Source organism: Arcticibacter eurypsychrophilus (genome assembly GCF_001730525.1).
GTDB lineage: Bacteria > Bacteroidota > Bacteroidia > Sphingobacteriales > Sphingobacteriaceae > Arcticibacter > Arcticibacter eurypsychrophilus.
Genome location: NZ_MDFN01000026.1, coordinates 65,893 through 78,674, shown reverse-complemented (window position 1 = coordinate 78,674; position 12,782 = coordinate 65,893). Strand labels below are relative to the sequence as shown.

Below are 12,782 nucleotides of genomic sequence, written 5' to 3'. Positions count from 1 at the left end.
AGTGTATAGTTATTTTAGGATCTGACATGACAGCTACTTGTCCTAATCTAATAATGAGGCCGATATCTGTTCCTTCATTCCCAGTAAGCCAAATAATCCTCCGGTGTGGAGTGCGAGTACAGTAGCCCCCCGGTCAAAGTAATCCTTACGGATCAAGTCGTATACCGCATACATCATTTTGCCGGTATATATCGGATCAAGCAGAATCCCGGTTGATGCACTGAAATGGTTTATAAATTCAAACAGGGAAAGAGTGGTTTTGGCGTAACCACCAAAATGGTAAGATTCATGAAATTCATAATCAGGCTCCGTTAGGAAATACTGTTTGATGTTGTCTTTTAGAAAATCTGCTCCTTTTAAGACCGGGATTACATGGCAGGTCATATTTAACTGATTCATTCCGATGCCCCTGATTAAACCGGCGGACGTTGCGCCTGTTCCTGCTGCACAGAAGATATGATCGAATGGTCTTTTAAGTTCTGTAATTATCTCAGCACAACCTTTAACTGCATTTTCTCCTGCTCCACCTTCGTCGACAAAAACAGCCTCAGGATCGTCTGAAAAATGAGTAGCAAAGAGTGCCGGTTTATCACGGTAAGCAGTGCGATCGACAAAAATTAACTTCATGCCAAACAGACGGCAGAATAATAGCGAGTCGGTATTGATGTCTTCGCCCCTTACAAACGCTGTACTTTTAAATCCAAATCGGGCTGCGGCACAAGCTGTAGCTAATAAATGATTGGACCAGCAACCTCCGAAAGTAACAATATGGTTTTTATTAACGGACTTTGCTTCGATGAGGTTATACTTGAGTTTGCGCCACTTATTGCCTGATATAAAGGGATGTATCATATCATCGCGCTTGATGAAAACGCGCAAATTCTTCTCTTTAAACAAGGGATCAAAGAGCTCTTCCTCCGGACTATTAATATCAAATACTTTCATATGCGTGTAAATCACGCAAAAATAAAGTAAAATCTTACTTTTGTGCTATGTTGGAAGAACAAGATTCCCTTGAGCAGGAAGAGCAGGAGCTCTATGAGCATTTTAAAATAGTTGTGGATAAAGGGCAATCGCTTCTGCGCATCGATAAGTTTCTAATGCAGAGGATGGAAAACGCCACCAGAAGTCGGATTCAAAATGCAATCGACGCGGGAAGTGTTCTAGTAAATGAAAAAACCATAAAATCGAGTTATAAAGTAAAACCGGCGGATTCTATATCTATTGTATTGGCGCATCCTCCGCGTGATACAGAAGTTTATCCGGAAGATATTCCTTTAAATATCGTGTATGAGGATGATGATGTCCTGATTATTAATAAACCACCGGGTATGGTTGTTCATCCTGGGTTTAATAATTATTCGGGTACGCTGGTAAATGCACTCGTGTTTCATTTTAAGCAATTACCACAATTGCCGGGTAATGATGGGAGACCTGGACTGGTTCACCGGATAGATAAGGATACCTCAGGTTTACTGTTGATTAGCAAGAATGAGTTTTCGATGGCTTTCCTTGCAAAGCAATTTTTTGATCACTCCATTGCCCGTAAATATATTGCGATGGTTTGGGGAGATCTGACCGAAGATGGAACGGTGACCGGTTTTATCGGCAGGAGCTTAAAGGATAGGAGAGTGATGGATAATTATCCGGACGAAAGCAAAGGAAAATGGTCGGTTACGCATTATAAAGTACTGGAACGGCTGGGATATGTGACCCTCATTGAGTGTCAGCTGGAAACCGGCAGGACGCATCAAATTCGTGCGCACATGAAACATATTGGGCATCCGTTGTTTAATGATGCTATATATGGAGGAGACAAGATTTTGAAAGGAACAATATTTAATAAATACAGGCAGTTTGTAGACAACTGTTTTGCGATTATGCCCCGGCAAGCACTTCATGCTCGTTCCCTGGGTTTCATCCATCCTAAAACAAAAGAACCGATTCTGTTTGAATCCGAATTACCTGATGACTTCCAGGGATTGCTGGATAAATGGAGAAATTATCTTATTTATCACAAAGAGGGTTAATGTTTACTATTGAAAGGGAAAGATGGGTTTTATAAACTTTAACGGAGATATTATTGCCGCCACACAAGCGGCAATAGGAGTGGGAAACAGGGCTTTCAGGTATGGAGATGGCCTGTTTGAATCCATGAAGATGATGCAGGGAAAGCTGATGTTTTCCGATCTGCATGCCGACAGGATTAGTAAGGGGATGCAAATTTTGCAGATTGAAGGATCGGCACAAATTACGCATCAGTTTTTAGAAGAAAAGGCAAGTCAGCTTGCCTTAAGGAACAACATTAAAAACAATGCTCGGATTCGTTTTACGGTGTTCCGTGATGGCGAAGGACTGTACAGTCCGCTTGGTAATACAATGGGCTATGCGATGGAGATTGTGAAAACCGATCTTGCAGACTACAGTTCTAACTACAAAGGATTAATTGCAAAGGTGTATGAAGAGATCACGAAGCCAATTAATATACTGTCAAACTTGAAAAGTTGTAATTCGCTAATATATGTGATGGCAGGGATTTTTCGTAAACGCAATTCGCTGGATGAGGTATTTATCCTCAATGACAAGGGGTTTCTATGCGAGGGGATGAGTTCAAATCTGTTTATAGTATATGAAAAAAAACTGTATACCCCATCGCTGGAAGAAGGGTGTATTGCAGGAGTAATGCGTTCGGTCGTAATCGCTCTTGCCCAGGAGAACAATATTCCGGTTATTGAAGCGCAGATTAATCCCGATATTTTAAATGAGGCAGAGGAGGTTTTTGTAACCAATGCCACCAATGGGATTCAATGGATAATGGGCTTTAACAATAAAAGGTATTTTAATAAACTATCGAACCAATTATTGGGTTACTTAAATGCAATGAGTTAAAATGTATCATCATTTACATCACATACTGCTGCCTGGTTTAAAGCATATTTGAAAAAGGAGATAATTACAATAAAGCTGATGAAGAAAGTTGTCATATAGAGTGGATTTTAAAATGCCGGCCACGTAACAAATATCATATTTTAAACGTATTTATAAAATGATCATACTTTTTTTAAAACATGATCTGAAACATTAATTGTTTTAACACACATATATATAGCTTAAAATGATCTTTTATCTTGTAGATAAGAATTCGTGAAGCTTTAAATGACTGGATGGTACATGTTTAAATATTTTTTTATCGTCGTCTTTTTAAATTGCTCTATTGCGGTTTGCCAGAATACCAGAAGTATATCAGGACTCATAACTGATGTGAGCGGTAAATCGGTTTCATTCGCTTCTGTATATATCAAGGGCAGCAATATGAGTACAATGGCCAATGAAAACGGTTATTATAAACTTAATGTTGCTCCTGGTGAGTATACTCTTATTTTTAGATTTGTAGGGTATAAGAGTGTAGAGATGCAAATTAATTTAAAGAATTCCTTAAAGCTGGATATTGGTTTGCAAAAGGAGATCTATACTTTAGAAGAAGTGACCATTACGCAGAAGAATGAGGATCCTGCAAATGACATCATCAGGAATATTATATCAAAAAGGAAATATCTCAGGGCAACGCCTTCATATGAATGCGATGTGTATACTAAAGGTGTTCAGAAGCTGATCAGTGCCCCTAAACGGATCATGGGCGAGAATGTAGAAAAAGCTTTGCACCTTGATACCAACAGGAGGGGGATCCTTTATCAATCGGAAACCTTATCTAAGTTGTATTTCAAATACCCAGATCGTAAAGAGATTATGCTTGCTTCAAAAGTGGCGGGCGATAAACAAGGTTTTAGTTTCAACAGAGCATCTGACTTACAAATAAACTTTTATGATAACACGATTCAGTGGACCGCTTTAGGAAATCAGAAGTTTGTTTCTCCGGTAGCAGATAACGCTTTTCATTATTATGATTTTCAATTGATTGGAACTATTGTTGAAAATGGGCATGAAGTTGAAAAGATTAAAGTTACCCCAAAAGGAAAATATGTTCCGGCTTTTAAGGGGTATATCTACGTGTTAAAAGGCGACGGCAGACTGTATAGTGTGGATCTTTATCTGACAGAGCAGTCTAAGATCAATTTCGTAGATACGTTGCATATCTCGCAGCATTATAATGAGGTACAAAAGGCATACTGGGTTCCGTCGGACATCACCATTACCTTTAAAGGGAAGGTGCTAGGCTTTACTTTTGCCGGTTATTTTACTGGTCTTTACAGTAATTATAAACCAAATCCTCCCTTTGCCTCTAATTTTTTCGACAATGAGATTATTCGTATTGATAAGGGGGTTAATAAGTATGACAGCGACTGGTGGGACCAGGCAAGGCCGGTGCCACTGACCCTGGATGAAGAAGATAATTATTATGGTAAGGATCTGTTTGATAAAAAGTCGCAATCCAAGCCATATCGTGATTCGGTACAAAGGGAAATGAATAAATTTAAGCCCATCCGTTATGCACTGGTAGGACAGCGGATTGAAAATGTGCATACAAATAGTTACTGGTATTTTTATCCCTTGCATAATACCTTGTTCTATAATACGGTTGAAGGTTGGGGACTGAAGCTTCGGGCGAGGTATGTGAAAAGCTTAGGCTTAAGGAGATCGGTGGAATTTGAGCCCAACTTTAGGTACGGATTTGCCAGTAAAACGGTTAATGCAAATGCGGAACTTACTTTTCGGGTAGATACCTTGCATCACGCCAGTTTTTCTATCCGTGGAGGAAGTGACTTTTTGGATTTAAATAATAGAGGGACGGTTAATCTTTTTTATAATACGCTTACCACACTCTTTGAGGGAAAGAATTACCTCAAGTTGTTTCGTTCGAAATTTGCGGCTTTTAGTGCTCAGAGGGAAGTGTTGAATGGATTAATGGTGAATGCTGGGGTGGAAATTGCTAAAAGGATCCCGATGCGGAATTCTTCTTTTGCATCTATATTCGACCGGACCTCTAAAATGACCACCTCCAATAACCCTTTAGATCCGACATCAGAAGCAGATATTTTTCCGATAAATAGTGCTTTTAGTGTGGAGGCTAAACTTTCTTATACATTCGGGCAACACTATACGACACGTCCGGATGGAAAAGTTTATGAGCAGGCAAGGCTTCCGACCATTATGTTGGATTATCGTAAGGGTATTCCGGGAGTATTTAAATCTGTGGTAGACTATGATTTTATATCTGCAGATATATTTCAGGACAAGATTCCTACAGGATTATGGGGGTACAGTTCCTTTTACATCTCTGCAGGGAAGTTTCTGAATACAGAGTCACTGTATTATCCGGATATGCATCATTTTACGGGTAACCAGACGGCCATATACAATCCTCTGTTCCCTAATTTCCATTTTCTGGACTTCTATGCCTACACCACCAATGACAAGTTTCTGGAGTTTCATTATGAGCATAACTTTGCTGGAAAATTTTTAAGTAAAGTTCCAATGGTACGAAAAATGAAGCTGGAAGAGATAATAGGAGGCGCTTATTTAACTCAGCCCTTACTTAGTTACCATGAAGCTTACGTTGGATTGCAGAGGTTGGTGTTTCGTCTGGATTATGGAATGTCCTGGTCGCCGGGTCGTAGAGCTTATAGGGCTTTTCGTCTGTTTTACGGCTTTTAATCTTATTCGTATCTTTTATTATTATGTTTTGTCGAAATTAGAAATGAAGGTGCATTTTTTTGTGTCTCTTTGAGATTTGAGTTAGAAGGTAGAGTCTTTTAAATGTGTTTTTCTATATATAGCCTGTTAATAATGCTTTAGACAACTATAATTTGTTATTATTTAAAATTTAACCAATTAAATAACGAAAAAAGGTAAATATTTTGTTCGAATAGTTGATTTTATAATAAAAATGCATTAATTTCATTTTATTATTCATCACTTAAACTATTTCCAACATGAAAAAAGTATTACCGTTCCTGCTTTTGCTCGTAGCAGTAATTTTAGGGTTAGCATTCCCTTCCGAGGAAGTCATAACAATCAAAGACAATGTAATAGATACAGGAGATACCGCCTGGCTATTAATCTCAACTGCATTAGTACTATTAATGACCCCCGGACTAGCCTTCTTTTATGGAGGAATGGTGCGAAAGAAGAATGTGATCTCTACCATGCTTCAAAGTTTTGTTTGTATGGGTTTGATTACCGTTTTGTGGGTAGTGTTTGGATTCAGCCTTGCGTTTGGTGATGACATTGGTGGTGTGATTGGAAATCCAGCTACATTTTTCATGATGAAAGGAATGGTTGGAAATGCGACCTGGTCGTTGATGCCAACTGTGCCTTTGGTTTTGTTTGCTATGTTTCAGCTTAAATTTGCTGTTATTACTCCTGCACTAATTACAGGGGCTTTTGCGGAACGGATTCGCTTTAATTCTTATCTTATCTTCCTGTGTTTGTTTATGGTCTTTATCTATACCCCTTTGGCACATGCAACCTGGCATCCCGATGGATTTCTATTCAAGAAAGGTGTTTTGGATTTCGCAGGAGGAACGGTAGTACACATGTCCGCTGGTTGGGCAGCATTAGCATCCGCATTGTTTTTAAAAGGTCGTACTTCTCAGGAACATGCTCCGGCACGAATTAGTTATGTTATTCTGGGTACCGGTTTATTATGGTTCGGATGGTTCGGTTTCAATGCGGGTTCAGCAGGTGGTGCAAACACGCTTGCTGCAACAGCATTAGCGACTACAACTACTGCATCTGCAGCAGCAGCAATGGCCTGGGTATTCTTTGATATGTTCAGGGGTAAAAAACCTTCTGCTTTAGGTGCTTGTATAGGTGCTGTTGTGGGTTTGGTAGCGATTACTCCGGGTGCTGGTTTTGTTTCTGTGCCTCATTCATTAGTGATCGGTGTGGTAGCTGCTGTAGTAAGTAATCTGGTTGTTATTTGGCGCGGACGTACACATATTGATGATACACTTGATGTTTTTCCTTGTCACGGTGTTGGTGGTATGGTAGGGATGTTGCTTACCGGTGTATTTGCCAGTCAAGCGGTAAATGCTGCCAATACAACTGGTAATGGCCTTTATTATGGTGAAACGCACTTGTTCTTTTTACATGTGGTGACTTTAATAGGCGTTTCCATCTTTGCTTTTGTAGGTTCATATGTTTTACTTTTGATCACAAATGCGATCAGTCCATTACGTGTATCTCCTGAAGAGGAGGCCGTAGGACTTGATGCTTCTCAGCATGATGAAGAACTGTAAGAAATAGTTTTATTATAGTACTCTAAACACCCATCTTGACAGATGGGTGTTTTTTTTAAAATGTATAATTGTCTACATTTGCTTTCCTTATGAAAGCAAATTCTTTAAGCCAAAATCGTCCTGTAGCCATCTGGCTTTGGATAGGTGCCATCATGATTGTCATCCAGGTTTTACTGGGCGGTATAACCCGTCTCACTGGTTCAGGATTATCTATTACCGAATGGCAACCTTTATTAGGAGCACTCCCTCCGATGAACGAGCAAGCCTGGATAAGGGCTTTTAATCAGTATCAGGAAATTGCTCAGTACAAGTACGTTAATAGTCACTTCGATCTTCAGGATTTTAAGTCTATTTTTTTCTGGGAATGGTTTCACCGGGATTTTGGACGTTTGATCGGCTTTGTATTCATTATTCCATTTATCTATTTTTTGATTAAAAAGAAGATTAACAGTAGCATGATCGTTCCGATGATTATCCTCTTTTTGCTTGGAGGCTTACAAGGTGCCATTGGATGGATTATGGTGAAGAGTGGAATTGGTACTGACCTGCTTTATGTGAGTCATATTCGTCTGGCTATTCACTTTATGACCGCATTGTTATTGCTGTGTTATGTCATTTGGTTTGCCCTGCAAATTTCTGTTCCGCGCGAATCACTCAGTACTGAGCCTTCATTGAAAAAAATAAATTTAGGTTTGTTAATATTGCTTAGCCTTCAGTTGATATATGGTGCTTTTATGGCGGGAACGCATGCTGCTTATGCAGCGCCCAATTGGCCGGCAATTAATGGCATTTGGTTTCCTTCGGAAAATATACTGAATCAGGGAAGTTTTATCTCTGATATTACCCATAATCTGATTAGTATTCAATTTATACATCGTTCACTGGCTTATCTGATTATGATAGTGGTCTTGGTGTGGACTTTTAAGGCTCTTCAACTTCCGAAAAGAAGTTTTCTACACAGTTGCAGATTTATTCCATTGACTATAGTTTTAATTCAGGTTGTTCTTGGGGTATTGGCCCTGGTATATAGCTTAACGGAATCGAAATTAATATGGAGCATTTTACATCAATTTGTAGCTATTATTCTTTTATCTTGCTTACTAATTACTTATTTTTATAGTAGGGGGGAAAAGAATCTATCTTAATATCATAACTATAAAAAATTCGCAACCGTTAATCCTGACAAACCAAGGCAAAAAGAAATCATCTTAATATCACATCTACCTATGGCAAATCGTTTAATCAAGGAAACTTCCCCTTATCTGCAGCAGCATGCACATAATCCTGTTGATTGGTATCCTTGGGGCGAGGAGGCTTTATCTAAAGCTAAAAGTGAAAATAAATTAATCCTGGTGAGCATTGGCTATTCGGCCTGCCATTGGTGTCATGTTATGGAACATGAGTCCTTTGAAGATCTTTCTGTTGCTGAAATGATGAACGCCAATTATGTTTGCATTAAAGTGGATCGGGAAGAGCGTCCGGATGTCGATCAGATTTATATGAATGCAGTACAGCTGATGACAGGACAGGGGGGATGGCCGCTGAATTGTATTTGTCTGCCGGATCAGCGCCCTATTTATGGGGGAACCTATTTTGGAAACAGCGATTGGAAGAAAGTGCTTTCCCAGCTGGCAGGCTTTTGGGAACAAAAACCTGATGAAGCGGTAGGCTATGCAGAGAGACTGACTGAAGGGGTCCGGAAAATTGAAAAGCTGAACCTTTTCTCCGAGGAATTAACGTATTCAACAGGAGATCTGGAAGCGATATTTCAACCCTGGAAAAAGTCATTTGACTCGAAGGAGGGTGGGTATAATAGGGCACCTAAGTTTCCTTTGCCTAATAACTGGCAATTTATGCTGCGTTATGCACATGTAATGGATAGTGCTTCTGCCTGGAAAGCTACGCAGTTGACACTGAAGAAGATGGCCTTTGGCGGGATCTATGATCATATTGGTGGAGGTTTTGCACGGTATTCGGTAGACGGACGATGGCATGTGCCTCACTTTGAAAAGATGTTGTATGATAATGCTCAGCTGGTTAGTTTATATGCGGAAGCTTATCAATATTCTCCTGATCCGCTGTATAAACAAGTCGTATATGAAACCCTGGATTGGGTAGAAAGAGAGATGCTTTCTGAGGAAGGTGGATTTTATTCTGCTCTGGATGCGGATAGCGAAGGGGTGGAGGGTAAGTTTTACACGTTTACTGAGGAAGAGCTCAACGCGATTTTGGAGCCAGCTGAAAGTGCTATTTTTAATGCTTTTTACGGAATAACAGCAGAGGGAAACTGGGAGGAAGAGCATGTCAATATATGCAAAAAGTCCCCGGGTGTGGAAGATCTTGCTGAGGGATTGGACTTGATGCATGACCCTCTTTTAGCTTCAGCTAAGGCAAAGGTGTTTGCTTATCGTAGTAAACGCGTACGGCCGGGTCTGGATCATAAGATTCTCGCGGGTTGGAACGGGATGATGCAGAAAGGATTTATTGATGCGTACAAGGTTTTTAAAGAGCCACGTTTTTTGGAGATTGCGCTGGTTAATGCCAACTTTATCTTAAAGAACCTGGTGGATGACAGTGGGGCCTTGTTAAGGGTGTTTCGTAAAACGCCGGATACTAAAGTAAAGTACACGGCTTTTCTGGATGATTACTCCTTCCTGATAGATGCCTTTATTAGTCTTTATGAGGTTACTTTTAATGAGGACTGGCTCCATGAAGCTCAAAAGCTGAATCGGTTTGTGTTGACTAATTTCTTTGATTCCGGTACAGGTCTGTTTTTTTATACTTCTCAAACGGATCAGGAGCTTATTGCCCGAAAGCATGAGATTATAGATAACGTTATTCCGTCATCAAATTCGTCTATGGCATTAAACTTATTCAAATTGGGACATCTGTTTCAGGATGAAACTTATCTGGAGCAGTCGGCAGAAATGCTTAAAGCTGTATTTCCTTCGATTAAAACGTATGGATCAGGCTATTCCAACTGGGGAATTCTACTCATAAATGTCATTTTTGGGGTCTATGAAATAGCTATTACGGGTCCTGGCTATGAAAAGTTAAGACAAGAACTGGAAAATTATTTCATTCCAAATAAAATTCTTTTGGGAGGAAGCTCAGGAAAGTTACCTTTGCTGCAGGATAAGTTTAGCGGGAAAAGCAAAATTTTTGTTTGTAAAAACAGAACTTGCAGATTGCCTGTTACATCCGTATCCGAAGCATTGAAACAAATTTTAATTTAAGGGAATGTGTGTTCGTCAGAATAGAGCAGTCCAAATTCAAAAAACTTATGAAAATTCAATCAAATAGCGTAGTGGCGCTTACATACGATTTGTATACCACCGAAAACGGCGAAGAAGTATTTGTAGAGAAGGCAACAGAAGAACAACCTCTTGTTTTTCTTTATGGTGTTGGTATGATGCTTCCAAAATTTGAAGAAAACTTATCGGGGTTAGGTACTGGTGATGCTTATGATTTTCATCTGGCAGCTGTTGATGCTTATGGTGAAAAAAATGAGTCATCAATTACTGAATTGCCTGGTGATATGTTCGAAGGAATGGATAAACCGGAAATTGGTTCTGTTCTTCCTTTGCAGGATAACGAAGGAAATCAATTCCGTGCACGTGTGATCGGAGTTACTGAAACTGGCATCCAGGTTGATTTGAATCATCCTATGGCAGGACAGCATTTGCATTTCAAGGGACAAATTATTAATATACGTGAAGCTACTGAAGAAGAGTTGTCTCATGGACATGTTCATGGTGCTGATGGTCATGAAGCACACTAAAGTTTAATTTTTATCTTAGCTTATTAAAAAAGGTCATTCTGGTTAGTCGGAATGGCCTTTTTTATTGTTTGTTGTATTAAGAATGAAGGGTTGGGTTTGTGGAGAGGTATGAATGTTATGACAGGGCTTTTTAAAGGGAGTAGCTGGTAAACAAAAAAGGCAACTGAACACTTGCTTCGGTTGCCTTTTTTGTGGAGCAGTCTTGCTAGGGCTCGAACCTAGATCTTCAGAACCAGAATCTGACGTGGTAGCCATTACACTACAAAACTGCGTCAAAAATACAATAATATTTATCTTTTAAAAACCTAATTTTGAAAATGTTTATAAAATTAGTTAAAGGTGTTTATTATCGGTAATAATGCCTGTAATTGTTATTTATCGTTTAATTAACCGATAGTGTTAAAATATCGTATTATGTCCCTATATTTGTCCCCTATGGAGCCTAATAAAGCCGTGCTAACAGCAGATATTGTGAATTCTACCTTGATGGAAGCGAAGGACCTGAATGATCTGATCCTCTTAATCAGGTCGGAATTTAAGAAGGAAAAGGTGCTTTTTGAATTTTATAGAGGAGATAGCTTCCATGCTTTGGCAGATATGGAGCAAGCGCTTAGTCTCGCATTGAAGCTACGTGTGGTAGCCCGCCAAATGGGTACACCTGAAAATAAGAGTCCGGATATCCGAATTGCTATAGGTTTAGGAAGGGTAAGTGATCCGGTAAAAAGTATGGCTATGGGGAAAGGGGAAGCTTTTATTCTCTCCGGAAGAGAGCTTGATCTGATTGCAAAATCATCTACCCGATTATCCATCCGCTGCAGTGATAAAAGAATAGATTCGGGAATGGAGGCGGTTGCCCTGCTCGCTGATATGATTGTAAAGGAGGTTTCCACCAAGCAAGCGGAGGTATTAGCTGAATTATTAGTAGGTGCTACGCAAATGGAAGTAGCATTGAAGCTAAGAAAGAGCCAGTCGACTATTAATGAGCTAGCAAAGGCGGCAAACTGGACTATGTTAGAGAAAGCTATGCAAATATATCGTAAACTTGTGCTTTACATTGAGGTTTAGTTATGCTGTTACTCTGGTATTTTAAAATGATCGCTGCACATCTGTTGACGGACTTTGCTTTTCAACCAAAAGCATGGGTTGAAGGTCGGGTTGAACATCATTATAAATCCAGACATATTTATTTTCATGTGCTTCTAACTGCCATAACTGCTTGGTTATTTGATGGTTTTAATCATTCGGCTACACCTGTTGTTATCTTGGTTACTCACTTTGGTATTGATCTCTGGAAGTCCTATCGGCCGCAAAAAATAAATTACTTTTTAGTAGATCAAGGACTCCATTTGTTGGTAATAGGTGGGCTTGGATGGTTACTCTTTGAACCGGGTTTTGAAAGTGTTCAGGTGCTTTTAAATGCTTTGCATAATCAGGCATACTGGGCAATAGCATTGGCTGTCATCTTTTTAACGCATCCTTCCGGTATCCTTATAGGTATGTTAACCACAAGATGGAGGGTACAATTAGCAGATTCGGGAAATACGCTGGGGGCTGCCGGGAAGTGGATAGGCATGCTGGAACGGTTAATTATATTTATTCTGGTGGTCTATAATCAATATGAAGCGATAGGCTTGCTTACTGCGGCTAAGTCAATCTTACGGTTCTCTGAAAGTAAAGATGCCCCTGAAAGAAGTGAATATGTACTGATCGGCACTTTGATCAGCATAAGTTTTGCACTGATAATTGGTTTAATAGTAAAAACATACCTGCCTGTATCATCCTGATACATACTGATAAAGCAG

General features: G+C 39.6%; 10 protein-coding genes and 1 tRNA gene. 9 read left to right on the top strand and 2 right to left on the bottom strand.

What is annotated here, in order from left to right:
- Positions 1-42: 42 nt before the first annotated feature.
- Entirely contained in the window at positions 43-945 is a 903-nt protein-coding gene (locus BFL47_RS14470; RefSeq protein ID WP_069660511.1) for a 1-aminocyclopropane-1-carboxylate deaminase/D-cysteine desulfhydrase, read from the bottom strand.
- Positions 946-992: 47 nt separating this feature from the next.
- Between BFL47_RS14470 and BFL47_RS14465 the strand changes: the two genes are divergently transcribed.
- The 7 genes from BFL47_RS14465 (at position 993) to BFL47_RS14435 (ending at position 10,980) form a co-directional block, all read left to right on the top strand.
- Positions 993-2,030, top strand: coding sequence for an RluA family pseudouridine synthase (locus tag BFL47_RS14465; RefSeq protein WP_069660510.1), 1,038 nt, complete (start codon positions 993-995; stop codon positions 2,028-2,030).
- Positions 2,031-2,052: 22 nt separating this feature from the next.
- Positions 2,053-2,889: an aminotransferase class IV gene (locus tag BFL47_RS14460; protein WP_069660509.1), complete on the top strand. Its 837-nt coding sequence runs from the start codon at positions 2,053-2,055 to the stop codon at positions 2,887-2,889.
- A gap of 282 nt (positions 2,890-3,171) precedes the next feature.
- On the top strand, positions 3,172-5,613 hold the full coding sequence (locus BFL47_RS14455) for a DUF5686 and carboxypeptidase regulatory-like domain-containing protein (RefSeq protein ID WP_069660515.1): 2,442 nt from the start codon (positions 3,172-3,174) through the stop codon (positions 5,611-5,613).
- Positions 5,614-5,891: 278 nt separating this feature from the next.
- A complete protein-coding gene (locus tag BFL47_RS14450) occupies positions 5,892-7,199 on the top strand; it encodes an ammonium transporter (protein ID WP_069660508.1) in 1,308 nt (435 codons plus the stop codon).
- 89 nt (positions 7,200-7,288) lie between these two features.
- Positions 7,289-8,344, top strand: coding sequence for a COX15/CtaA family protein (locus BFL47_RS14445; RefSeq protein WP_069660507.1), 1,056 nt, complete (start codon positions 7,289-7,291; stop codon positions 8,342-8,344).
- An 81-nt stretch (positions 8,345-8,425) separates the two neighbouring features.
- Entirely contained in the window at positions 8,426-10,435 is a 2,010-nt protein-coding gene (locus BFL47_RS14440) for a thioredoxin domain-containing protein (protein WP_069660506.1), read from the top strand.
- 47 nt (positions 10,436-10,482) lie between these two features.
- Positions 10,483-10,980 carry an FKBP-type peptidyl-prolyl cis-trans isomerase gene (locus BFL47_RS14435; protein ID WP_069660514.1) on the top strand — a complete coding sequence of 166 codons (498 nt, stop codon included), beginning with the start codon at positions 10,483-10,485 and terminating at the stop codon, positions 10,978-10,980.
- Between the two features lie 192 nt (positions 10,981-11,172).
- Here BFL47_RS14435 and BFL47_RS19825 read toward each other — a convergent pair.
- Positions 11,173-11,251 (bottom strand) — tRNA-Gln (locus tag BFL47_RS19825).
- Positions 11,252-11,394: 143 nt separating this feature from the next.
- Here BFL47_RS19825 and BFL47_RS14430 point away from each other — a divergent pair.
- Together BFL47_RS14430 and BFL47_RS14425 are read left to right on the top strand one after the other, a co-directional pair.
- On the top strand, positions 11,395-12,045 hold the full coding sequence (locus tag BFL47_RS14430; protein ID WP_139125828.1) for a nucleotidyl cyclase domain-containing protein: 651 nt from the start codon (positions 11,395-11,397) through the stop codon (positions 12,043-12,045).
- A 2-nt stretch (positions 12,046-12,047) separates the two neighbouring features.
- Positions 12,048-12,764 (top strand): DUF3307 domain-containing protein, encoded by a 717-nt coding sequence (locus BFL47_RS14425; RefSeq protein ID WP_069660504.1) that lies wholly within the window; start codon positions 12,048-12,050, stop codon positions 12,762-12,764.
- The last annotated feature ends 18 nt before the right edge of the window (positions 12,765-12,782 follow it).

Excerpts from the sequence above, each read along its gene's own strand:
- BFL47_RS14425 (WP_069660504.1), top strand. The coding sequence starts at position 12,048 with ATGCTGTTACTCTGGTATTTTAAAATGATCGCTGCACATCTGTTGACG.
- BFL47_RS14460 (WP_069660509.1), top strand. The coding sequence starts at position 2,053 with ATGGGTTTTATAAACTTTAACGGAGATATTATTGCCGCCACACAAGCG.
- BFL47_RS14470 (WP_069660511.1), bottom strand. The coding sequence starts at position 945 with ATGAAAGTATTTGATATTAATAGTCCGGAGGAAGAGCTCTTTGATCCC.
- BFL47_RS14435 (WP_069660514.1), top strand. The coding sequence starts at position 10,483 with ATGAAAATTCAATCAAATAGCGTAGTGGCGCTTACATACGATTTGTAT.
- BFL47_RS14430 (WP_139125828.1), top strand. The coding sequence starts at position 11,395 with ATGTCCCTATATTTGTCCCCTATGGAGCCTAATAAAGCCGTGCTAACA.
- BFL47_RS14455 (WP_069660515.1), top strand. The coding sequence starts at position 3,172 with ATGTTTAAATATTTTTTTATCGTCGTCTTTTTAAATTGCTCTATTGCG.
- BFL47_RS14440 (WP_069660506.1), top strand. The coding sequence starts at position 8,426 with ATGGCAAATCGTTTAATCAAGGAAACTTCCCCTTATCTGCAGCAGCAT.
- BFL47_RS14450 (WP_069660508.1), top strand. The coding sequence starts at position 5,892 with ATGAAAAAAGTATTACCGTTCCTGCTTTTGCTCGTAGCAGTAATTTTA.
- BFL47_RS14465 (WP_069660510.1), top strand. The coding sequence starts at position 993 with ATGTTGGAAGAACAAGATTCCCTTGAGCAGGAAGAGCAGGAGCTCTAT.
- BFL47_RS14445 (WP_069660507.1), top strand. The coding sequence starts at position 7,289 with ATGAAAGCAAATTCTTTAAGCCAAAATCGTCCTGTAGCCATCTGGCTT.